Source organism: Pseudomonas sp. NPDC098740 (assembly GCF_044760065.1).
GTDB classification, from domain to species: Bacteria; Pseudomonadota; Gammaproteobacteria; order Pseudomonadales; family Pseudomonadaceae; genus Aquipseudomonas; species Aquipseudomonas rossensis.
Map to the genome: position 1 here is coordinate 13,741 of NZ_JBIWAM010000007.1, position 22,375 is coordinate 36,115.

Consider the following 22,375-nt stretch of genomic DNA (forward strand, 5'->3'; position numbering starts at 1 on the left):
GTAGGCTGATAGGGCCTCATCGCGAGCAAGCTCGCTCCCACAGGGGATGTGCGTCGATCACAAATCCAATGTGGGAGCGAGCTTGCTCGCGATAGCGGTCCTGAGTTCAGGACAAAACTCCATGACACATCACAACGACATGCTGATCGTCGGCGCCGGTATGCTCGGCCTGTCCCACGCCTACGCCGCCGCCAAGCGCGGTCTGAAAGTTACCGTTTTCGAGCGTAGCGAAACGCCTTTGGGCGCCTCGGTGCGCAACTTCGGCCAGGCACTGGTCACTGGCCAACCACCGGGGCTGATGCTTGAACTAGCCAAGGCCAGCCGCGAGATCTGGGGTCAATGGGCGCAGCTCGCCGGTCTGCAACTCAAGCGCAACGGCTCGTACCTGTTTGCCCGCACCGAAGCCGAAGAACACCTGCTGGAAGCCTTCTGCGCCGGTCGCGCCGTGGAACACGGTTACCGCGTCGACCTGTTGCGCGGCGCTGCATTGCGTGATTTGTATGGCGGCCAATTCAGCCATCACCGCGCCGCGTTGCACGGCATGGACGATCAGCAACTGTATTCCCGTGAAGCGATTCCAGCGTTGATCGATTACCTGCGCCGCGAACTCGGCGTCGCGTTTCACTTCTCCACACTCGTGCGCGACATCGAGCCCAGCCGCTTGCACAGCACCGCCGGAACCTTCAGCGCCGAACAGATCATCGTCTGTTCCGGCCACGATTATCAGACGCTGCTGGCCGAGCCGATCGCCGAACTCAACCCGCAAATCTGCCGCCTGCAAATGCTCCGCGCTCGACCGCAAATCAACCTCAATCTGCAACACGCGTTGCTCACCGGTTTGAGCTGCGTGCACTACGGTGCGTTTGCCGATCTGCCGGAGGCCGCCGCCGTGCAGGCGCAAATCCTGCGAGACGCGCCGCACCTGCATGAAAACGGCATTCACCTGCTGATCAGTCCGACGCCGTATGGTGAATTGATCATCGGCGACTCCCACCATTACGGCAGCGACCCGTCGCCGTTCAATGCCGAGCAAGTGGACAACTGGATGATTGAACTGGCCGAGCAGACGTTGGGCTGCAAGGTGCAAGTGGTGGAACGCTGGCAGGGTGTCTATGGTTCTCGTGGACCGGGGCCGTTCTCGTTCCTGCGTCCGATGCCGGGTGTGAGCGTGGCACTGATGCACACCGGTGTTGGCATGAGCGTCGGGCCGGCGATGGCTGAACGTAACGTCGCAACTCTGTTGGGAGAGCGTTGATGGACCGCAATGCGCAAGTGATTGCCGAGGTGTTCGCGTTGTACGAGCGCTTTGGCGACAGCGATTACATCGGCGAGCCGGTGTCGCAGATCGAGCACATGTCACAGGCCGCTGAACGGGCGATGGCCGAAGGTTTCGATGATGAAGTGGTGCTGGCGGCGTTCTTCCACGACATCGGGCATATCTGCGCCGAGAGCGCAGAGAGCATGGGCGGCTACGGTGTCGTCAGCCATGAGCGCCTGGGCGCCGATTACCTGCGCCGCGCCGGCTTCAGTGAACGCATGGCGCGGCTGGTGGAGTACCACGTTCAAGCCAAGCGCTATCTGACGCTGAAAGAGCCTGGGTACTACGAGCGATTGAGCGAAGCCAGCCGCCGGACCCTGGAATATCAGGGTGGGGTGATGACCGCAGCCGAGGCTGAAGCCTTCGAGAAGGATCCGTTGTGTGCGGTCAGCCTGCGGATGCGGCAGTGGGATGAACAGGCCAAGGACATGGGAGTGCCGGTGATCGACCTTGGTCTCTTGAAAGAAAAGGCGTTGCGCCTGCTGGCTGCGTAGAGCTTCACGACCGAGTGGCTGCCATCGCGAGCAAGCTCGCTCCCACAGGGGATTTGCGTCGATCATAGATCCAATGTGGGAGCGAGCTTGCTCGCGATGGGGCCAGGGCCGACACCTCAGATTGCGGACCTTTAAAGCTGCTGCGCCAGCACTTCGATCTGTTCCTGCCTTTGCGCCTGATTCAACTTCGGATGAGGATTAAGCGACGACCACTGCGGATGCGCCCGCGCCTTGTTCAGCGCTTCGGGCAGTTTGCCTTCGCGCCAGGATTTGTCCTGGGGCGTGGCGACCTGAATGCTGTCCATCGCGGCATGCCCACGCGCATTGAGCGCTTGCAGCAGTTGCCGCTGACGCAATGCCAATAGCCGCAGCACGCTGTCATCGACGGTCAGCTCCCGTTGGCCTTTGATTTTGCCCAGCAAGCGGCTGCCATAACTGCGGGCGGTTTGCAGCGCGCCACCGGCAATCGCGCCGACCAGTGCCGCCGCGCCGAGGGTCAGGCCACCCACCAACAAGTCGACCCCGGCGCCGGCTGCCGCGCCGGCCGCGATACCGCCACCGACTCGCACGCCGAGTTGTTTCAGGGTTTCCGGGTTGAACAGGTCGTCACCCCAGCGGCCATCGAGCAGAGGCAGGTCACTGGCCGCCGCGTCCTGTGGGCGGAAGGCATAGAGCTTGAGCAGCGCTTCGACGCAGCGTTGTTCCCGTTGTCGAACCGCTTTGCGCAGTTCGTTGATGGCTTGCTGTTCTAGCTCGGCTTCGCTGACCACGCTGCGCCGGCACGCGGCGCAGTCGATCAATAATTCAGCAATCAGCCGCGCCGCACTCTGTTGCCGGGCCTGGCGTTGGGCTTGCTGATCGGCGATCAGGCGTTCAAGTTGTGGGCGGGCGTTTTCCAGCAGCAGCGCGAGGCTTTCATACAGTCGACGTTCGCCATCCTCCGGCGGTGCAACGCTGTCGAAGCGGACCAATGCGTGCAAGCCCAGACGCGCTAATGCCTCGCGCCAATCCGGTTCGCGGTGGTTGGCGCTGCTGACGAAGTTCAGCACCGGCAGCAGCGGTTTGCCGCAGCTGGCCAGCACTTCCAGTTCGTCGCGGTACTTGGCCAGCACCGGTTCCCGGGCGTCGATCACGTAGAGACCGGCGTCGCAGGTCAGCAGTTGCCGCAGCACCTTGGCTTCCTGTTCGAAGCGCTGCCGGGCTTCGCTGCCCTCAAGGAACCGCGCAAGCCGTGCCGGGCCGTCCAGGCGTTCACCCGGTCGTTCCAGACGTTCGAGGTAGTCGAGCAGGGCGATGGCGTCTTCCAGGCCGGGGGTGTCGTAGAGGTCGAGCAAAGGCTCGCCGTCCACCGACAACCGCGCGCCTTCGACGTGTCGTGTGGTGCTGGGGCGATGAGACACCTCACCGAAACCGACATCGCGGGTCAGGGTGCGCAGCAACGAGGTTTTGCCGACATTGGTGTGGCCGACCACGGCGAGTTTCAAGGGCGGTTTCCAGGGGTTAGTCATGACCGCTCTCCAGCCAGTTCAACGGCGCGCAATCGGCGAACGGCAGGTCCAGTTGCTGCAGTGCCACGTGCCAGTCGCCCAGCCTTTCGGCGTCCAGCGCTTCGCCCGGCGGTGCTTGCAGCAGCCAGACGCGAGTGGCGCTGGCGCTGCGGGCCAGTTCGGCGATCAGTGCCAGACTGCCGCGGTCCGGCGAACGTCGCGGATCGCAAGCGATGGCCAGACGGACCGGGGGGAAACGGCTCAGTTGTTCGAGAAGTTTGTTGCGCGATTCGCGACTGTCGAGGATGCCGGCGTTGCTCACGGTTTTCGGCAGTGGCGGCGGCCAGGGGCGTTGATCGTCCAGCTCGATGGCGACCAACAACGCGCCATCGCTTTGCAGGTCGCTGACGCCGCTTTCAATACGATGCAATTGCTCTGGCGCAGCGTCGCTGATGCCCAAGCGTTCACTGGTCGGCATCAGCCGTTCGCGCAGTTGGGCGTAACCGGGCAGGTTCAAATCCAGACGTAATGCCGCTTGCCCGGTTTTCCAGCGCCACAGGCAAAACAAGGCCAGCAACAGTCGCGGTAAAACTCCGTAGACCACCAGCACGCCGACCAGCCATGTTGCCCAGGCCTGACGGGCGCTTTCGATGTTGAGTGCGGCATCGCCGCTGGCGCGGATCATTTCCACGGTCGGAACGTTGAAACCAAGCATGGCCGGCAGGGCGCCGAGGGCCTGGGTCATGGCGACGAAGGTGTCGCCGCCGAGGAGCGTGGTTTCCCAGACGAAGCCGTAACGCCGGGTCGCCATCAGTATCAACAGCATCACCAGAGCACTGAACATCGCCAGCAACCACAAGCCGTTGACCAGTACGCCGACCGCCCAGCGATTGAGTTTTTGCCGTTGCAGCAGTAGCAGCAGGGCCGGGGCCAGTTGCGCGGCTTTGGCATCGCGAGCGAGTTTTTCGCTGAGCCATAACCATAAGCGGCCGAGGGTGGCGCCGTGTTCGCCGGCGAAGGCCAGGCCCAACGCCCAGCTCAGCAATAGAATCAGGTTCAGTCCGAGCAAACTGCCCAAGGCCCAGAACACATTGACCGGGGTTTGTCCGTCGCCCAGCGCGGCAATCGCCAGGCCGGCGCCGCTGGCAACGGCGAGAACAGCCAGCACCAACAGTGCCAGCCGCGCACCTTGCAGCCAATGTTTGAGGGCACTGGTCAGTCCATCGCGCTCGGCCAGCCACAGGGCACGGCGTTGAATACGTGTCGGCAGATCGCCGCCCGCGCTGCGGGCCAGTCGGTTGGCTTCCAGATCCTCCAGGGGGCCGGCGTGTTCTTCACGCAGGCGCACCGTCTCGGTCAGCCAGAGGTTTTGCAGTGGAGTCAGTTCCGTCACGCGCCATCCCGTCGCTCAATTGAACGGTGAGCATAACCGCTGTGGCGCTTATCGGGGTACGGGAGGCTCTGGTATCCTCGCCGGCATGACTAAATCACTCCCCCTCAGCCTGATCGCAGCCCTCGGTGAAAACCGTGTGATCGGCGTCGACAACAGCATGCCCTGGCACTTGCCGGGGGACTTCAAATACTTCAAGGCTACGACCCTCGGCAAGCCGATCATCATGGGTCGCAAGACCTGGGATTCCCTCGGTCGTCCGTTGCCGGGGCGGTTGAACATCGTGGTCAGCCGTCAGGTGGATCTGGCGTTGGAGGGCGCGGAGGTTTATCCGTCGCTGGAGGCGGCGGTGGTTCGGGCGCAGGAATGGGCGAACGAGCAGGGCGTCGATGAGGTGATGCTGATTGGCGGGGCGCAGTTGTATGCGCAGGGGATGGCTCAGGCGGATCGGTTGTATCTGACGCGCGTGGAGTTGAGCCCGGAGGGGGATGCTTGGTTTCCGGCGTTTGATTTGGGGCAGTGGAAATTGGTGTCCAATGTGTCGAATCCGGCGGAAGGTGACAAGCCGGCGTACAACTTCGAGGTGTGGGAAAAGGTCTAAAAGATCGCAGCCTGCGGCAGCTCCTACAAGGTCGGCGTAGAACCCTGTAGGAGCTGGCGAAGCCTGCGATCTTTTGATCTTTACAAATGGATTAAGCGTGAGCCAATTCAGCATGCTCATCCGCATCCAGCAGCTCTTTATCGGTCTGCTGCATGATCTGGCTGGTAATCGCCCCCGCCGTAATCGAACCACTCACGTTCAACGCCGTACGACCCATGTCGATCAGCGGCTCAACCGAAATCAGCAACGCCACCAGTGACACCGGCAAGCCCATCGCCGGCAACACGATCAACGCGGCAAACGTCGCACCACCGCCCACGCCAGCCACACCGGCCGAACTCAGCGTCACAATCGCCACCAGCGTCGCGATCCACAGCGGGTCCAGCGGGTTGATGCCCACGGTTGGTGCGACCATCACCGCCAGCATCGCCGGGTACAGACCGGCACAGCCATTCTGGCCAATGGTCGCGCCAAACGACGCGGCGAAACTGGCGATGGACTGTGGAATACCCAAACGGCTGGTCTGGGCTTCGATGCTCAGCGGAATGGTCGCGGCGCTGGAGCGGCTGGTGAAAGCAAATGTCAGCACCGGCCAGATTTTGCGGAAGAAGCGCAGCGGGTTGATCCCGGCGGCCGACACCAGCAGGCCATGGACCACAAACATCAGGCCCAGCCCGATGTAGGAAACCACTACGAAACTGCCAAGTTTGATGATGTCCTGCAGGTTGGAGCCGGCGACCACTTTGGTCATCAGTGCCAATACACCGTACGGGGTCAGCTTCATCACCAGGCGCACCAGACGCATCACCCAAGCTTGCAGGGTATCGATAGCGTTGATCACTTTCTGACCTTTTTCGACATCATCCTTCAGCAGTTGCAGAGCCGCGACCCCAAGGAACGCAGCAAAAATCACCACGCTGATGATCGAGGTCGGCTTGGCGCGAGCGAGGTCGGCGAACGGGTTTTGCGGAATGAACGACAGCAACAGCTGCGGCACATTCAGGTCGGCAACCTTGCCCGCGTAGTCGGTCTGGATGGTTTGCAGGCGGGCCATTTCCTGAGTGCCGGCCACCAGGCCTTCGGCGGTCAGGCCGAAGAGGTTGGTCAACCCGATACCGATCAGCGCCGCAATGGCCGTGGTGAACAGCAGCGTGCCGATGGTCAGGAAGCTGATCTTGCCCAGCGACGAGGCGTTGTGCAGACGGGCCACGGCGCTGAGGATCGAGGCGAACACCAGCGGGATCACGATCATTTGCAGCAACTGCACGTAACCGTTACCCACCAGATCGAACCAGCCGATCGAGGCTTTCAGTACCGGGTTGCCGGCACCGTAAACGGTGTGCAGGGCCACACCGAAGACCACGCCCAGCACCAACGCGAGCAGAACTTTTTTCGCCAGGCTCCACGTGGTGTGACGGGTTTGCGCCAGGCCAAAGAGCAGGGCGAGGAACACCAGCAGATTGAGGATCAGCGGCAGATTCATTGGAACTCCGATAAAGACTTGTGCCGGCTACCTTCCGGGGCAGCCGCGAACCGGCAAGCCTAACAGCTTGAAAACTAATGATTTAATATCAAAAAGGTCTGTTAACTGTCGTTTTTGGAATAAGAGGGTGTCGTTGTCGGAGATGCAGCTGACGCGAAAGGGACGCGGGCGGTCGCAGGCAGACGGGGACTGTCACACTAATTTGTTAGCGTCGATATCTTTGAATCAGGGAGAAATGCTAATGAAGCTCGCACCGAAATTTTTGGCCGCAGCACTGGGATTGGGGTTGGGCCTGAGCCTCGCCGGCCAGGTATTCGCTACGGATTTGAAGCATTGGCCAGCCGATCAGGCCAAGGCGCTGGACGCAATGATTGCCGCCAACGCCAACAAAGGTAACTACGCGGTGTTCGACATGGACAACACCAGTTACCGCTACGACCTCGAAGAGTCGTTGCTGCCGTTCATGGAAAACAAAGGCTTGATCACCCGCGAAAAGCTCGACCCCTCTTTGAAACTGATGCCGTTCAAAGACACTGCCGACCACAAGGAAAGCCTGTTCAGCTACTACTATCGCCTCTGCGAACTTGACGACATGGTCTGCTATCCATGGGTCGCTCAAGTGTTCTCCGGCTTCACGCTCACAGAGCTCAAGGGTTATGTCGACGAGTTGATGGCGTCCGGCAAACCGGTGCCCGCTACGTATTACGAAGGCGACGTGGTCAAGAACCTCGACGTCAACCCGCCGAGAATCTTCACCGGTCAGAAAGAGCTCTACAACAAGTTGATGGAGAACGGCATCGAGGTCTACGTGATGACCGCCGCCTCTGAAGAACTGGTGCGCATGGTCGCCGCCGATCCGAAGTACGGCTACAACGTGAAACCGCAGAACGTGATCGGCGTGAGCTTGCTGCTCAAGGATCCCAAGTCTGGCGAACTGACCACGGCGCGCAAGCAAATCACCGCGGGCAAGTATGACGAGAAGGCTAACCTGGGCCTCGAACTGACCCCGTACTTGTGGACCCCGGCGACCTGGATGGCCGGCAAGCACGCGGCGATCCTGACCTATATCGATGAGTGGAAAAAACCGGTTCTGGTCGGCGGCGATACACCTACCAGCGATGGTTTCATGCTGTTCCACGGCGTCGACGTGGCCAAGGGTGGCATCCACTTGTGGGTCAACCGCAAAGACAAATACATGACCCAGATTAACGGCATGATGGCCAAACACGCCGCAGCTCAGGCCAAGGAAGGGTTGCCGGTGACGGCGGACAAGAACTGGGTGATCGTGAAGCCTGAAGAGATTCAGTAAGCGCAACTGAATCGTCTTGGCGAACGCGGTCAAGTGTGGGAGCTGGCTTGCCTGCGATGGCATCTACGCGGTGCATCAGATAGACCGAGTCGTCCGCATCGCAGGCAAGCCAGCTCCCACATTGATCCCCTGTGTTTGGGGAATTTTGGTCAGACAAAAAAATGCCCCGCACTTGGCGGGGCATTTTTGTTACTGCGACTGACGCTTACAGCCCGTCGAGCATTGCCTTGTTACGCACAGCACCCTTGTCGGCGCTGGTCGCCAGCAGGGCGTAGGCTTTCAGTGCGGTGGTCACTTTGCGTGGACGTTTTTCCACAGGCTTCCAGCCTTTCTGATCCTGCTCGGCACGACGACCAGCCATCTCCTCATCGCTGATCAACAGGTTGATCGAGCGGTTTGGAATGTCGATCAGCACTTTGTCGCCATCCTGCACCAGACCAATTGCGCCGCCCGCCGCCGCTTCTGGCGAAGCGTGGCCGATGGACAGGCCCGAAGTGCCGCCGGAGAAGCGACCATCGGTGAGCAGGGCGCAGGCTTTGCCCAGGCCTTTGGATTTCAGGTAGGACGTCGGGTACAGCATTTCCTGCATGCCCGGGCCGCCTTTCGGGCCTTCGTAACGAATGATCACGATGTCACCGGCCTTCACTTCATCCGCGAGGATGCCGCGTACGGCGCTGTCCTGGCTTTCGAAGATCTTCGCGTTGCCTTCGAACACGTGGATCGACTCGTCGACGCCGGCGGTTTTCACCACGCAGCCGTCCAGCGCGATGTTGCCGTAGAGAACGGCCAAGCCGCCTTCTTTCGAGTAGGCGTGTTCGACACTGCGGATGCAGCCGTTTTCACGGTCGTCGTCCAGGGTCTCCCATCGGGTCGACTGGCTGAACGCGGTTTGCGTCGGGATTCCCCCAGGGCCGGCCTTGAAGAAGTGATGCACCGCTTCGTCGTTGGTCTGGGTGATGTCCCACTTGGCGATGCCTTCAGCCAGGGTTTTGCTGTGCACGGTCGGCAGGTCGGTGTGCAGCAGGCCGCCACGGGCCAGCGAGCCGAGGATGCTGAAGATCCCGCCGGCACGGTGTACGTCTTCCATGTGGTACTTCTGGATGTTCGGCGCAACTTTGCACAGTTGCGGCACGTGACGGGACAGACGATCGATGTCCTTCAGGTCGAAGTCGATCTCGGCTTCCTGGGCCGCGGCCAGCAAGTGCAGGATGGTGTTGGTGGAACCGCCCATGGCGATGTCCAGCGTCATGGCGTTTTCGAACGCCTTGAAGTTGGCGATGTTGCGCGGCAATACCGACTCATCGTTGTCGCCGTAGTAACGCTTGCACAGCTCGACGATGGTGCGACCGGCCTGCAGGAACAGCTGCTCGCGGTCGCTGTGGGTGGCCAGGGTCGAACCGTTGCCCGGCAATGCCAGACCGAGGGCTTCGACCAGGCAGTTCATCGAGTTGGCGGTGAACATGCCGGAGCACGAACCGCAGGTCGGGCAGGCGTTGCGCTCGTAGTCAGCGACTTTCTCGTCAGAAGCGCTGGAGTCGGCGGCGATCACCATGGCGTCGACGAGGTCGAGGCCGTGGCTGGCCAGTTTGGTCTTGCCGGCTTCCATCGGGCCGCCGGACACGAAGATCACCGGGATGTTCAGGCGCAGGGACGCCATCAACATGCCAGGGGTGATCTTGTCGCAGTTGGAGATGCAGACGATCGCATCGGCACAGTGGGCGTTGACCATGTACTCGACGGAGTCGGCGATGATTTCGCGGCTCGGCAGCGAATACAGCATGCCGTCGTGACCCATGGCGATGCCGTCATCCACGGCGATGGTGTTGAATTCTTTGGCGACACCGCCGGCGCGTTCGATTTCGCGGGCGACCAGTTGGCCCAGGTCCTTGAGGTGGACGTGGCCCGGTACGAACTGGGTGAAGGAGTTGGCAATGGCGATGATCGGCTTTTTGAAGTCGTCATCTTTCATCCCCGTGGCGCGCCACAGTGCGCGGGCGCCGGCCATGTTGCGGCCATGGGTGGATGTTTTCGAGCGGTAATCAGGCATGAAGCACTCCGGGCGGCTAATCAGGTATCAAAAGGGAAGTGAGCTTCTATTGACGTCTGGAACACTCAGAAATGGCCGTGTGTCCGGAAGTTGCCGATAACTTTGCGGGATCGCCGCGCGCTTCAGCTTGAGCTCATAAACCCGCCGGGGGATGACTGGCGATGAATGTCGCGATTCTACACGGCTGGCGTCAGGAGGGAATGCCGGAAAAGGGGGATCCAGCACCGGCGGGGCGTGTGGGATGACGACCGGCAGGAATCACCCGCTATTCAGCGAGAGCTGCCGACGTGTGATCAGTGCATTGAAGGAAATGCCGACGGTGCTCAGAGCGAGGAAACTCAGTGCGAGAGTCGTTTGCAGATGGGCTCCACTCAGGTTGATCAGGGCGCTGATCAGGCCACCGAAGATGAATACCAGTGTGTTCCCGGCTGACGCCGAGGTGCCGGCCATGTCCGGAAAAACCTCCATCGCCTGCGAGGTGGCGATAGGGCGAGCGATGGTGGTGCCGGCGGTGCAGACAATCATCGGGATCAGCACCGTCAGGGTCGACAGCCCCATCGCGTTTGAGAGCATGAGCATTACCAGCCCCGAAACGAAGATCAGGCTTAGACCGACGATGATCTGTGTATGTGGAGCGATTCGCCCGGCGAGGACTCGAGCGATAATGCCGCCGATGATGTAGGCCATGCCATACAGCAGCAGTGTCAGGGAAAACTCGTAGGCCGAAAGCTGCAACTGCTCCATGAAGATCAGGGGCGAGATGACAATGAAGGAAAAGTGGCAGGTGAAGGCGATCGCGGCGATCAACCAATAGCCGAGGAAACCCGCATCGCGACAGACGCGCCGGTAGGACTGAAGAATGCTTCGGCGCGGGGTTGTGGCGGTGTGCCGGTTTTCAAGAAAGAAGCAGGCCTTAAGGAACACGGCGGCGGCGAGGGCAATAAAGACAATGAAGCTTGCGGGCCAGTCCAGTGCCTGTTGCAACAGGGTGCCAGCCAGTGGCGAGACGGAAATGAAGATCCCGCTGGCGGTGACCAGCAGAATCCGCAGCTGATCCCGTTCCTTGCCGTCGAACAGGTCCTGGACCAGCGCCTGCGAGAGTACGAAGCAACCGCAGCCGATGGCCTGCACCACCCGGAACAACAGGAACCAAGCGTAGTCGGTGGACAGCACGCAACCAGTCGCACCGACAATCGAGACCGCCATTCCCGCCAGCAGCAGACTTTTGCGCCCGATGACATCCGAGAGCGGCCCGACCAGTAGTTGGGAAAGTGCGATCCCGATGGCAAACAGACTGATGGAAAACGCGATATCGCCTGGTGTGGTCCGGAAGTGTTCGGCCAGCGCCGGGAACGATGGCAGCAGGACATCGAGAGGGAAGACCCCGAGCATCACCATGGTCATTAATAGGGTGATCGCAGAGCGGCGGTGTTTGACACTGACCGCAGATTTTCCTTCATCCATCGACAAGTCCTGCCTGTGCGAAGAGCTGCTGGTTAAAAGGCAGGTCGAAAAAACCTGCCTTTTCCATTGCCTGTAGCGTCGCGCCTGCACCTGATCGGGCGCGCTGAAGGCAGGCTTGCGGGCCGGTCAGGGCGCTGAGGATTTCTGCGACGCAATTCTCCCTGAGGCCCACGCTGTTCAGGCTTTCCTTCAGCCATCGCTCATCGACCTCAAAGAACATCAGGATGATGTCCACCAGCAGCTTCGCGGCGAACGTGCGTTGGCTGCTGTTCAGGGTCAGCCACAGATAATGGAACACTTCGCAAAAATAGCGACTGTGTCGGGCCTCGTCGGTGAGGTGGTCCCTGAGCATTTCCTGGACGCTGGATACCAGCTCGTTGCGACAAACCTCGAGCAGTTCCCTGGCGATGATGGTCTCGGATACGAAACCGACGAGAAACCAGGCCAGCGCCTTATGCCTCTCTGGGCTGTGGTCAATCAGGGCGTTCAGTCGGGTAATGCGGCGCGGCATCACCGGGCGTTGGGTCATGCCGTAGAGGTCGGCTATCTGCTCGGCGAGACTATTGGAGAACAGGGCGTGATAACCCTCATCGGTGTACAGCTGGAGGGCGGCTGTTTTCATCCGTCGGGGAATGGACGCGCCGAGCTCATCGTGGACGATGGTTTCCACGGAGCGGTTGACGATTCGATGTTCGAGCCGGGTGGTGTAGTCGAGGAAGTACACCAGATGGTTGGCCGATAAACGATGGGTGATCGCACTGCCGGCTGCTTCGATGGCCGGGTGATTCAGGTAGGGCAGGAAGGCGGGCGGGAACCAGTGTCGTGTTTCCAGTTGTCGTTCCAGATCTGATGGCAATTGATAGGTATGCTCGCTGTTGCGTACCGAGGCTCGGGTGTTCCAGTCGTCGAGGGTGAAGCGCTGTGCCCAGGCGTCGGGCAGTGACAGGTCGTCTGTGCGAGGCTCGGTCATTGTTGTAAGTCTCGGCTGCTTAGCAGTGCTTTCAATTCCTTGCACATCACTTGACCGTCACTCTGGCCGCAGCCCACAAAAAACAACGGTTGTTCGGCGCTGTCCTCGATCCCCAGCAACGTTTCGACCTGATCGTCCGCCAACGCACCGGTCAGCCAGGTGCTTAACCCAAGTGCGGTGGCCACCAGTTGAAAGGTCTGGGAAATATGACCTGCCTCGACGTAAGCCATTCGGTAGGCCCGCGAGTGTTCATATTTCCACCACAGTTTGTCGAAGCGAGCGGTGATGAACAGGCCGATTGGCAGGTTGTTGATGAAATGCTGCCCACACAACAATTGGCCCAAGGGTGAGTCAGGCACCGGATTGACGAAGCTCAACGCATGTTCGTCGGGGTGGTAGGCGTAGAGCCCGGGATTCAGGCCGCTGACGTTCTGAACATGAAGATAACCTTCGCAGGCATTCAGCCCGCCACCGGATGGACTGCTGCGCCGGGCGCCAAGACCTTCAACGATGGTTTCGTCGATGTCGTTGTCGCGCTCACGCAGATAACCAACGGACAAATACAAAAGAGTGCCCACATCGTCGAGAGAAACCCCTTCACCCGTGAAGGAGCGACAGGTCTTTCGGTCGATCAACGTCTTTGCAAGTGCGCTTTGCGGCAGACAGGAAGGTTGGGGCAGGGCAATCCGCTCGCTTGTCGGGCGTTCTGTGAGTCTGACCTCCGGGGCAGGAGTGGCCAGTACTTCGGCGCAATGGTCCAGATAGTGTCTCGACCATTCATTAATATCTTGGGGGACATATTCACAAGGAATGTTCTTGGTGCCGATATGAAATATCTTCGACAGTTCATCCCAGCCCCATTCAAGGGTGTCTTGTATTGACGTTGTGAGTATTCCCGCGCTCAGGAGTTGCGTGTCTATTATGTTGTTGTCATCAAAATTTTCAGGGTTGTCGATAAGGTGTGCAAGGCGGGTTGAATATTCAAGATTCAATTCGAACTGTTTGTGGTTCTTGTAATCCCAGACTATTAGGTCGGGCGTGCGAGGAAGTATGAATATATAAGGGTTTATCTGCATGATTGGCGACTCACTCTGGTCTTTGCCATAGAAAACGCTGGGTAGCCGGCACTCCCCAGCGTTTCATTTACTTAGCGGACTTTTGGCGCAACCAGAAAAGCCAGGTTGGCGATTTTGTTGGTTTCCAGAGTAATTGCTTTCATGTTTTGAACTCCTTGTAATTGATAGTGAGTGTCTCCGTTGTGACGACTTAATCATAGTTTGTAATGAGTTCTTATCAAGGGGAGATTGAGTAGGAATGTTCCAGTAATCTTGTCGGATCAATCTTAGGGCTGGATGAATCTTGTAAGTTCTGTCCGCTAAAATAAAAGACAAAGCGAAACGTCCTGCAAGTCATTAAGACCGCTGGAGTAGGAAGTTAGAGAATTCAATTACAGATAACAGAACGGGGAGCCGGCTGGCTCCCCGTCAAACCGGCGTAATCAGCTGTTTGGCAGCAGACGGCAGGTGATGCTCTTGATGTAGCGGGTTTCGGCGATGGCCGGGTGAACCGGGTGATCCGGGCCCTGACCGCCACGCTCCAGGATCTGGATGTTGCGGTCCAGGTGACGGGCGCTGGTCAGCAGGATGTTCTGCAGATCGTCCTCGGGCAGGTGCATCGAACACGAAGCGCTGACCAGGATGCCGTCCTTGCTGAGCAGGCGCATGGCTTGCTCGTTCAGGCGACGGTAGGCACCTTCACCGTTCTTCATGTCTTTTTTACGTTTGATGAACGCCGGAGGATCGGCAACGATCACGTCGAAACGCTCTTCGCTGGCTTTCAGCTCTTTCAGGGCTTCGAACACGTCGCCTTCAATGCAGGTCATTTTATCGGCGAAGCCGTTCAGCGCGGCGTTGCGCTCGACGCCGTCGAGGGCGAAGGCCGAAGCGTCGACGCAGAACACTTCACTGGCGCCGAAAGCTGCAGCTTGCACGCCCCAACCGCCAATGTAGCTGTACAGGTCCAGCACGCGTTTGCCTTTGGCATAAGGTGCCAGACGCGCGCGGTTCATGCGGTGGTCATAGAACCAGCCGGTTTTCTGTCCCTGGATGACGGGTGCTTCGAATTTCACACCGTTCTCTTCCAGGGCAACCCACTCCGGCACCAGGCCGAACACGGTTTCGACGTAGCGGTTGAGGCCTTCAGCATCACGGGCAGCGGAGTCGTTCTTGAACAGAATGCCGCTAGGCTTGATCACTTGGGTCAGCGCTGCGATCACGTCTTCTTTATGGGCTTCCATGGTTGCCGAAGCGATCTGTACCACCAGGATGTCGCCGAAACGGTCGACTACCAGACCTGGCAGCAGGTCGGAATCGCCGTAGACCAGGCGATAGAACGGCTTGTCGAACAGGCGATCGCGCAGGGACAGCGCGACGTTCAGGCGATGCACCAGCAGCGACTTGTCCAGCGGCAACTTGATGTCGCGCGACAAGAGGCGGGCGCAGATCAGGTTGTTCGGGCTCATGGCAACGACGCCCAGCGGCTTGCCGCTGGCTGCCTCGAGGATCGCCTGGTCGCCGGCCTTGAAGCCGTTCAACGGGGTGGCGGCTACATCGATTTCGTTGCTGTAGACCCACAAGTGGCCGTTTCGCAGGCGACGGTCGGCGTTGGCTTTGAGGCGCAGGCTAGGCAGGGACATGACGTCGCTCCGGAAAAAAGAGCGGGAGTATAGCGTGTTGCGCACGGCCACGGTTTGGCGGATGGACATGCGGTGAGGAAGGGCCGTCATTTGATGAAACTTCAGGCGATGGACCGGCCAAGGTGTCGGATCCAACTTTATAAGGGTTAGAATCGCCGCCTGTCCCAGAGTGTGTACTTATGTCCCCAGAGCTGACTTCCGAACAGATTCAACAGTCCCTGCAAGGCATCAGCGTGCCGGCCCAGCCGCAAATCATGGTGGATTTGCAGATGGAACAGTACATGCCCGATCCGGATCTGGAGGTGATCGCGAAGCTAATCTCCCAGGACCCGGGCCTCTCTGGCGCCTTGTTGAAAATCGTCAACTCGCCGTATTACGGCTTGAGCAACAAAATCGCCTCGATTCAGCGTGCGGTGAATCTGCTGGGGAGCCGCTCGATCATCAACCTGATCAACGCGCAGTCGATCAAGGGCGAGATGAACGACGACACCATCGTCACCTTGAATCGGTTCTGGGATACCGCTCAGGACGTGGCGATGACCTGCCTGACACTGGCCAAGCGCATCGGCGCCCAGGCCGGCGATGAAGCGTACGCCCTGGGTCTGTTCCATGACTGCGGCGTGCCGCTGATGCTCCAGCGCTTCCCCAACTACATGACCGTTCTGGAAGAGGCCTACGCCAGTGCCAGCGCCGAATGTCGGGTGGTGGACACTGAGAATCGGGTGTTCAATACCAATCATGCGGTGGTGGGTTATTACACCGCCAAATCCTGGCGCCTGCCCGAGCATGTCACCGCCGCCATCGCCAATCACCACAATGCGTTAGCGATCTTCAGCGATGAGTCGTCGCGCAACAGTCAGCTGAAAAACCTGCTGGCGATCCTGAAAATGGCCGAGCACATTTGTGCGTCCTTCCGGGTGCTGGGCAACCAGCGTGATGACCACGAGTGGAACAGCATCGCTCCGCTGGTTCTCGATTATGTCGGTCTCTCGGACTACGACTTCGAGACCCTTAAACAAACGATTCGTGACCTTGGCGCTCACCGCTGAGCGTTGCACAGCCTGATTCGAGAGCACCATGCCGGAACTGCCTGAAGTCGAAACCACTCGCCGCGGGATTGCGCCGCACCTGGAAGGCCAGCGCGTCAGCCGGGTGATCGTGCGTGAGCGGCGCTTGCGCTGGCCGATTCCCGAAGACCTGGATGTGCGGCTGTCTGGCCAGCGCATCGTGCTGGTGGAGCGACGCGCGAAGTACCTGCTGATCAATGCCGAAGTTGGCACGCTGATCAGCCATTTGGGGATGTCGGGAAATCTGCGTCTGGTGGAAGTCGGCACGCCGGTGGCCAAGCATGAGCATGTGGACATCGAACTGGAATCCGGCCTGGCCTTGCGTTACACCGACCCGCGACGGTTTGGCGCGATGCTCTGGAGCCTCGATCCGCTCAACCATGAATTGTTGATTCGCCTGGGGCCGGAGCCGTTGACCGACCTGTTCGACGGCGAGCGCTTGTTCCAGCAGTCCCGCGGGCGATCCATGGCGGTCAAACCGTTCATCATGGACAACGCGGTGGTGGTCGGCGTGGGCAATATCTACGCAACCGAAGCGTTATTCGCCGCCGGTATCGATCCGCGTCGTGAGGCCAAAAGCATCTCTCGGGCGCGTTATCTGAAACTGGCGATCGAGATCAAACGCATCCTGGCAGCCGCTATCGAGCGCGGCGGCACCACACTGCGCGACTTTATCGGCGGTGACGGTCAGCCGGGTTATTTTCAGCAGGAACTGTTCGTGTACGGCCGTGGCGGTGCGCCCTGCAAGGTCTGTGGCACGGAGTTGCGGGAAGTGAAGCTCGGGCAGCGCGCCAGCGTCTTTTGCCCGCGTTGTCAGAGCTGATACGCCCAGGGTCTATAGTCAGTGTTCTGACTGCCTAGCCCAAGGACCGTGCCATGAACCTGTTTCGAACCGTTGTCGTCGTTTTGCTGCTGAGCGTCGGTGCGCCAGCCCTGGCAGCAAACACGGGCAGCGGCGACCCGCGTTACACCATCCAGAATCCCCCGGCGTACGCCATGATCGGCGATTTGCTGATTGCCCGACCCTTGCTGGTCGTGGCGACGGTGATTGGTGCCGGAGTGTTTGTGGTGTCGTTGCCGTTTACCGCATTGGGTGGCGGCATCGGCGATGCGGGGCAGGCGTTGGTGGTCGACCCGGCGAAAGCGGCGTTTGTGCGGTGTTTGGGGTGTATCGGGGAGGGGTTTGAGCAGCGGGAGTGAGGTCAGTTACATCTCATCGCGAGCAAGCTCGCTCCCACATGAAATTTGCGCAGATTCAATGTGGGAGTGAGCTTGCTCGCGATGGCGTCTTCAAAGTCGCCGAATGACTCAAGCCTTACCGGTAATGATCCGGTACTTCTCCATCAACTGCTCTTCAGTCTCCGGATGCGCCTCATCCAACGGAATGCAATCCACCGGGCACACTTGCTGGCACTGAGGTTCGTCGTAGTGGCCGACGCACTGGGTGCACAGGTTCGGGTCGATCACGTAGATCTCTTCGCCCTGGGAGATGGCGGCGTTCGGACACTCGGGTTCGCAGACGTCGCAGTTGATGCAATCGTCGGTGATGATCAGGGACATGCTAACTCCAGCCAGGGCGGAAGGCCCGGGCGCAATAAACCAATGCGCACAATTGTGCCGCATTGGCGCCCGCAGTGCACGCGGACGCGATCAAGGGGAAAAGATCGTCCGAACGCGGCCCGAACCTACGGCAGCTCCTACTTTTTAAAGCGCTCGTTCAGGGCGTCCGCCACCGCAGGGTGGACAAACTTGGTGATATCGCCGCCCAGGGCTGCGATTTCCCGGACCAGCGTCGAAGAAATGTACGAATAACGCTCAGACGGGGTCAGAAACAGACTTTCCACATCCGGTGCCAGCTGACGGTTCATGTTGGCCAGCTGGAATTCGTATTCGAAGTCCGATACCGCACGCAAACCACGCAGGAACACATTGGCGTTCTTCTCTTTGGCAAAGTGCGCCAGCAGCGTCGAGAAGCCGACGACTTCAACGTTGGGCAGGTGTTTAGTGACCTCGCGGGCCAGCGCCACACGCTGTTCCAGGGGAAACAACGGGTTTTTCTTCGGGCTGGCGGCGACGGCGATGATCACATGATCGAACAGGCGCGCGGCGCGTTCGACCAGATCGCCATGGCCCTTGGTAATAGGGTCGAAGGTACCTGGGTACAACACTCGGTTCATCGCGTCGTCCTGGCGGGAGTCCGTTGGGGAGTCGGATGGTATCGCAGCCTTCCCGGTCGGCCAAGTCGCCTTTTGGGTAAGAAAGCACTATAGACGATTGGAATATTCTGCATTTTCATGGGTTTTTCAAACGTTCGGCCAAAGAAGTTGCCAGCTGCGCCGTCAGCCCGTAGACCGACAATTGCGGGTTTGCGCCAATGCTGGTGGGGAACAGCGAGCCGTCATGAATCGACAGGTTGCCTAACTGATGATGCCGGCCGAGGCTGTCGGTCACGGCGTTTTTCGGGTCTTCACCCATGGCACAACCGCCCATCACATGGGCGCTGCCCAGGCGTGTGCGATACAGCTCAAGGCTCAGGCTGTCGATCAGCGTGCGCGCTTCGGCGAGGGTTTTCACGTAGCGAGCGTCGGCGTGCATTGGCATCACCGCATTGGCACCGCCCGCGAATTGGATCTCGGCCATGCTGTGGAACGCCCGACGCAATCCATCCCAGGCATAGGGTGAAACCTGATAGTCGAGCACCGGCGTGCCGTCACCGCGCAACTCGACGCTGCCGCCGGGGCTGTCCGGGTGAAAGCCGTCCCGCAGCAACGCCAACATGGCGTGGGTGTGGGGCAGGTTTTCCATGTGTTGGGCGTTTTCCTTGCCGAAACCGCCGAGCAGGGTCGTGGCCAGTGCCGGGTGCAGCGGCGGCACTTCGAGTTTGTAAGACATTTTTCCGGTGGTGCCGTCCTGCCATTGGAAATGGTCGGAATAGATTGACTGTGGTGCGCCATAAAACGGGTTGATCACCTCGTCGAACAGCCCGGCCGACATGTTCACAAGGTGTAGAAAAGTCCGTTTACCCAGCCGTTTGTGCGGATCGGGCGCCTCAGAGCGCATAAGCAGCGCCGGGCTGTTGATCCCGCCACCGGCCAGCACGTAATGCCGGGCCTTGACCGTGATCGTGTGTCCGGTAGGTGCGACGCAGCGCTCGTCCATCGCCACGCATTGCAACCCCGTGACCTTGTCGCCGCTGATCACGAGCTTTTCGGCGCGAGCCAGATAGAGCAGCTCGCCCCCTTTTTCTAAAGTCGCCGGGATGGTCGTCACCAGCATCGATTGCTTGGCGTTGGTCGGGCAACCCATGCCGCAGTAGCCCAGGTTCCAACAGCCACGCACGTTGCGCGGGATCACATGCCAGGCGTAGCCGAGTTTTTCGCAGCCTTTGCGGATCACGTCGTTGTTGGCGTTGGGCGGGATCATCCAGGGGGCGACGCCCAGGCGTTGTTCCATTTTCTCGAACCACGGCGCCATCTCGGCCGGCGTGTGGCCTTTGACATCGTGTTCCTTGGCCCAGTGGTCGAGGGTCGGGTCCGGCGTGCGAAAACTTGAGGTCCAATTGATCAGCGTGGTACCACCCACCGCGCGCCCCTGAAGGATGGTGATCGCGCCGTCCTTGCTCATGCGGCCAATACCTTCCTGATAGAGGCTGGTGTAAGCCTGGTCTTCGAGCATCTTGAAGTCGCTGCTGGTCTTGAGCGGGCCTTCCTCGATCAGCAATACCTTGTAGCCCGCTGCGCTGAGGATTTCGGCGGTGGTGCCACCGCCAGCACCACTGCCGATAATCGCCACGTCCGCTTCGAGGGTCAGGTCCTGGGTCAGTTGTGAACCGTTATAGGTTTTCCAGCCACGGGCCAGGCCTTCGCGGAACGGATCGGGTACGGGCATCTTCAGTTCTCTTTTTATTTTGGATTCGGTGGTGAGGCGGCTGACGTCTTCGCGGGCAAGCCACGCTCCCACAGAATTGGAGGGGGCCACCCTTTTGTGAACGACTCAAACCCTGTGGGAGCGTGGCTTGCCCGCGATAGGGTCACCACGGTTTCAGACGGTAGGCGGCCCGGGATACCCGCAATGCACCCAGGATTCCGAGCGGCTATACCACGCCATCATCACCAGTTGCAGCAGCGAGCTGTGGCCCATGCGCAGCAGACTTAACGAACTGTTTTCCCAGCGATCGAGAAAGAGCCTGATCTCCTCGCTGCTGGCGTTTTCCCAACTGCCCCAGATCCCGGTCAGTGGGCCGCGGGTGATGCGCATTCCCAGCACATCGAATAACTGTCGGGTCAGCTTGAGCATTTCCGGCGACAGATGATTCAGACCGTTATCCAGGCAGTGCAGGGTTTCACCGACGGCCGTCGGTATTTTCTCGGTGGCCATAGCGCCATCGAGCATCACCGGAATCAATGCCCGCAAAAACAGTAAGTCACCGCTGCGCAGAATCGCGAAACCGCTGGCTGGCAGGCTCGATGAGCAGCCGCTGAGGCTCGCGCCCAAACCGGCGGTGGCGAGAAAAGCGCTGGCACCCAGGCTGAATTTAAGCAATCCGCGCCGTGACAACGTGGGTGTATCGGACAGACTTGGGCTCATTATTGTTATTACCCGAAGGGGATGATCGTTAGCGGATAAACAGCTTCTGGATCAGCTTCTGAATGGATTTTCCGTACGGCGGGTAGATCAATTTCGCCGCATTGAACCGCTGTTTGATCAGCACACCTTTGGCTTTGCTGAAGGTCAGGAAACCTTCGTGGCCGTGGTAATGGCCCATGCCCGAGGCGCCGATACCGCCAAATGGCATGTCGTCCTGAGCGACGTGCAGCAGGGTGTCGTTCAGGCACACGCCGCCGGAATGGGTTTCGTGAAGTACGCGGTGTTGCTCACGCTTGTCGTAGCCGAAGTAATACAGGGCCAGCGGACGGGGTCGTTCATTGATATAGGCAAAGGCCTGATCCAGATCTTTGTAGGGAACGATCGGCAACAGCGGACCGAAGATTTCGTCCTGCATCACCATCATGTCGTTGCTGACGTTGAGCAGCAGGCTGTGACTCATGCGGCGCCCCTGGCCCTTGTCGAACAATGGAATCAGCAGCGCGCCCTTGCTGGTGGCGTCGCTGATGTAGCCATTGAGGCGCGCCAATTGTCGGTCATTGATGATCGCGGTGTAGTCCGGGTTATCGGTCAAGGTCGGATAAAACCCGCGAACCGCCTGACGATAGGCTTCGACGAAAGCTCCGACGCGATCTTCCGGCACCAGCACATAGTCCGGGGCCACACAGGTCTGTCCGGCGTTGAGCGTCTTGCCGAAGGCGATGCGTTCGGCAGCGTCCTTGAGCGGCACGTCGCGGGACACAATGGCCGGGGATTTGCCGCCGAGTTCGAGGGTCACCGGGGTCAGGTTTTCGGCCGCCGCACGCATCACGTGTTTGCCGATGCTGGTGGCGCCGGTGAACAGCAGGTGATCGAAACGCAATCTGGAGAACGCTACACCGATATCGGCTTCGCCCAGTACCACGCAGACTAGGTCTTGCGGGAAGATTCGGCCCAGCAGTTCCTTGAGCAACAATCCGGTGGCGGGGGTCGATTCGCTGAGTTTGAGCATCACCCGATTGCCTGCCGACAACGCGCCTACCAATGGGCCGATGGCCAGATACAGCGGGTAGTTCCACGGCACGATCACCCCGACCACACCCAACGGTTGATAGATGACTTTGGCCGCCGCGGGTTGAAAGGCAACCCCGACCTTGCGCTTCGACGCCTTCATCCAGCCTTTGAGGTGCTGACTGGCATAGTGAATGCCGTGCAGACTGGGCATCAGTTCGGCGAGCAGGGTTTCATCGGCGCTGCGATGGCTGAAATCCTGGCTGATGGCATCGATCAATGCCAGACGCTCATTGCTCAACAGGTCGCGCAGGGCCTTTAGCCATTGCTGGCGCTGGGCGGCGGGCGGCATCGGGTTGGCTGTATACGCCGCGCGTTGAGCGTCGAACAGGGTCTGGAGCTCTTCCAGGGGCTGCTGCAGGTTCTGCAGGTAGGCGATGTCAGCAGTCATGGTC

Annotated in this window: 20 protein-coding genes; 7 read left to right on the plus strand and 13 right to left on the minus strand. The window is 59.8% G+C overall.

The genetic code is table 11. From position 1 onward, the window contains the following. Window positions 1–121 precede the first annotated feature (121 nt). Window positions 122–1,255: a TIGR03364 family FAD-dependent oxidoreductase gene (locus tag ACIQU2_RS10740; RefSeq protein ID WP_403140413.1), complete on the plus strand. Its 1,134-nt coding sequence runs from the start codon at window positions 122–124 to the stop codon at window positions 1,253–1,255. After that, window positions 1,255–1,812 (plus strand): phosphonate degradation HD-domain oxygenase, encoded by a 558-nt coding sequence (locus tag ACIQU2_RS10745; RefSeq protein WP_403140415.1) that lies wholly within the window; start codon window positions 1,255–1,257, stop codon window positions 1,810–1,812. The genes ACIQU2_RS10740 and ACIQU2_RS10745 overlap by 1 nt, the downstream gene beginning before the upstream one ends. A gap of 131 nt (window positions 1,813–1,943) precedes the next feature. Here ACIQU2_RS10745 and ACIQU2_RS10750 read toward each other — a convergent pair whose 3' ends face one another. Both ACIQU2_RS10750 and ACIQU2_RS10755 read right to left on the minus strand, forming a co-directional pair. Next, window positions 1,944–3,320 carry a GTPase/DUF3482 domain-containing protein gene (locus ACIQU2_RS10750; protein WP_403140417.1) on the minus strand — a complete coding sequence of 459 codons (1,377 nt, stop codon included), beginning with the start codon at window positions 3,318–3,320 and terminating at the stop codon, window positions 1,944–1,946. After that, window positions 3,313–4,692: a DUF2868 domain-containing protein gene (locus ACIQU2_RS10755; protein ID WP_403140419.1), complete on the minus strand. Its 1,380-nt coding sequence runs from the start codon at window positions 4,690–4,692 to the stop codon at window positions 3,313–3,315. The genes ACIQU2_RS10750 and ACIQU2_RS10755 overlap by 8 nt, the downstream gene beginning before the upstream one ends. An 85-nt stretch (window positions 4,693–4,777) precedes the next feature. On the opposite strand from ACIQU2_RS10755, the gene ACIQU2_RS10760 reads away from it, so the two are divergent. Then, on the plus strand, window positions 4,778–5,290 hold the full coding sequence (locus tag ACIQU2_RS10760) for a dihydrofolate reductase (RefSeq protein ID WP_403140421.1): 513 nt from the start codon (window positions 4,778–4,780) through the stop codon (window positions 5,288–5,290). Between the two features lie 91 nt (window positions 5,291–5,381). On the opposite strand, the gene ACIQU2_RS10765 is transcribed toward ACIQU2_RS10760, so the two are convergent. Next, a complete protein-coding gene (locus ACIQU2_RS10765) occupies window positions 5,382–6,773 on the minus strand; it encodes an L-cystine transporter (RefSeq protein ID WP_347802415.1) in 1,392 nt (463 codons plus the stop codon). A 241-nt stretch (window positions 6,774–7,014) separates the two neighbouring features. Here ACIQU2_RS10765 and ACIQU2_RS10770 point away from each other — a divergent pair, with 241 nt between their 5' ends. Next, complete coding sequence (locus ACIQU2_RS10770) at window positions 7,015–8,082, plus strand: haloacid dehalogenase-like hydrolase (RefSeq protein ID WP_403140423.1); 1,068 nt, start codon at window positions 7,015–7,017, stop codon at window positions 8,080–8,082. Window positions 8,083–8,287: 205 nt separating this feature from the next. Here ACIQU2_RS10770 and ilvD read toward each other — a convergent pair whose 3' ends face one another. The 5 genes from ilvD to ACIQU2_RS10795 form a co-directional block, all read right to left on the minus strand. Further along, the gene (ilvD, locus tag ACIQU2_RS10775) at window positions 8,288–10,129 is read right to left on the minus strand and encodes a dihydroxy-acid dehydratase (RefSeq protein WP_347802413.1); all 1,842 of its coding nucleotides are present in this window, start codon (window positions 10,127–10,129) and stop codon (window positions 8,288–8,290) included. Between the two features lie 258 nt (window positions 10,130–10,387). Continuing rightward, a complete protein-coding gene (locus ACIQU2_RS10780) occupies window positions 10,388–11,593 on the minus strand; it encodes a multidrug effflux MFS transporter (RefSeq protein ID WP_403140425.1) in 1,206 nt (401 codons plus the stop codon). Continuing rightward, a complete protein-coding gene (locus ACIQU2_RS10785) occupies window positions 11,586–12,563 on the minus strand; it encodes a diiron oxygenase (protein ID WP_403140427.1) in 978 nt (325 codons plus the stop codon). Before ACIQU2_RS10785 ends, ACIQU2_RS10780 begins: the two co-directional genes overlap by 8 nt. Then, a complete protein-coding gene (locus ACIQU2_RS10790; RefSeq protein ID WP_403140428.1) occupies window positions 12,560–13,639 on the minus strand; it encodes a SagB family peptide dehydrogenase in 1,080 nt (359 codons plus the stop codon). The genes ACIQU2_RS10785 and ACIQU2_RS10790 overlap by 4 nt, the downstream gene beginning before the upstream one ends. A 422-nt stretch (window positions 13,640–14,061) precedes the next feature. Further along, on the minus strand, window positions 14,062–15,258 hold the full coding sequence (locus ACIQU2_RS10795; protein ID WP_347802410.1) for a class I SAM-dependent rRNA methyltransferase: 1,197 nt from the start codon (window positions 15,256–15,258) through the stop codon (window positions 14,062–14,064). 233 nt (window positions 15,259–15,491) lie between these two features. Here ACIQU2_RS10795 and ACIQU2_RS10800 point away from each other — a divergent pair, with 233 nt between their 5' ends. Genes ACIQU2_RS10800 through ACIQU2_RS10810 form a run of 3 tightly spaced genes read left to right on the plus strand, consistent with a single transcriptional unit; the run spans window position 15,492 to window position 17,525 of the window. Next, window positions 15,492–16,307 (plus strand): HDOD domain-containing protein, encoded by an 816-nt coding sequence (locus ACIQU2_RS10800; protein WP_161990868.1) that lies wholly within the window; start codon window positions 15,492–15,494, stop codon window positions 16,305–16,307. Window positions 16,308–16,335: 28 nt separating this feature from the next. After that, a complete protein-coding gene (gene mutM, locus ACIQU2_RS10805) occupies window positions 16,336–17,148 on the plus strand; it encodes a bifunctional DNA-formamidopyrimidine glycosylase/DNA-(apurinic or apyrimidinic site) lyase (RefSeq protein WP_347802409.1) in 813 nt (270 codons plus the stop codon). Between the two features lie 53 nt (window positions 17,149–17,201). Next, on the plus strand, window positions 17,202–17,525 hold the full coding sequence (locus ACIQU2_RS10810) for a multidrug transporter (RefSeq protein ID WP_403140430.1): 324 nt from the start codon (window positions 17,202–17,204) through the stop codon (window positions 17,523–17,525). A gap of 108 nt (window positions 17,526–17,633) precedes the next feature. Here the strand turns inward: ACIQU2_RS10810 and ACIQU2_RS10815 are convergent, their stop codons facing one another. The 5 genes from ACIQU2_RS10815 to ACIQU2_RS10835 all read right to left on the minus strand — a co-directional run bounded on the left by ACIQU2_RS10815 (window position 17,634) and on the right by ACIQU2_RS10835 (window position 22,371). Then, on the minus strand, window positions 17,634–17,885 hold the full coding sequence (locus tag ACIQU2_RS10815; RefSeq protein ID WP_038358877.1) for a YfhL family 4Fe-4S dicluster ferredoxin: 252 nt from the start codon (window positions 17,883–17,885) through the stop codon (window positions 17,634–17,636). Window positions 17,886–18,022: 137 nt separating this feature from the next. Beyond that, window positions 18,023–18,502 (minus strand): pantetheine-phosphate adenylyltransferase, encoded by a 480-nt coding sequence (gene coaD, locus ACIQU2_RS10820; protein ID WP_008150570.1) that lies wholly within the window; start codon window positions 18,500–18,502, stop codon window positions 18,023–18,025. A 115-nt stretch (window positions 18,503–18,617) separates the two neighbouring features. After that, window positions 18,618–20,213 carry a GMC family oxidoreductase N-terminal domain-containing protein gene (locus tag ACIQU2_RS10825; RefSeq protein ID WP_403140432.1) on the minus strand — a complete coding sequence of 532 codons (1,596 nt, stop codon included), beginning with the start codon at window positions 20,211–20,213 and terminating at the stop codon, window positions 18,618–18,620. Between the two features lie 153 nt (window positions 20,214–20,366). After that, window positions 20,367–20,912: a twin-arginine translocation pathway signal protein gene (locus ACIQU2_RS10830; RefSeq protein WP_403140433.1), complete on the minus strand. Its 546-nt coding sequence runs from the start codon at window positions 20,910–20,912 to the stop codon at window positions 20,367–20,369. Window positions 20,913–20,940: 28 nt separating this feature from the next. Continuing rightward, a complete protein-coding gene (locus tag ACIQU2_RS10835; RefSeq protein WP_403140435.1) occupies window positions 20,941–22,371 on the minus strand; it encodes a coniferyl aldehyde dehydrogenase in 1,431 nt (476 codons plus the stop codon). Window positions 22,372–22,375 lie beyond the last annotated feature (4 nt).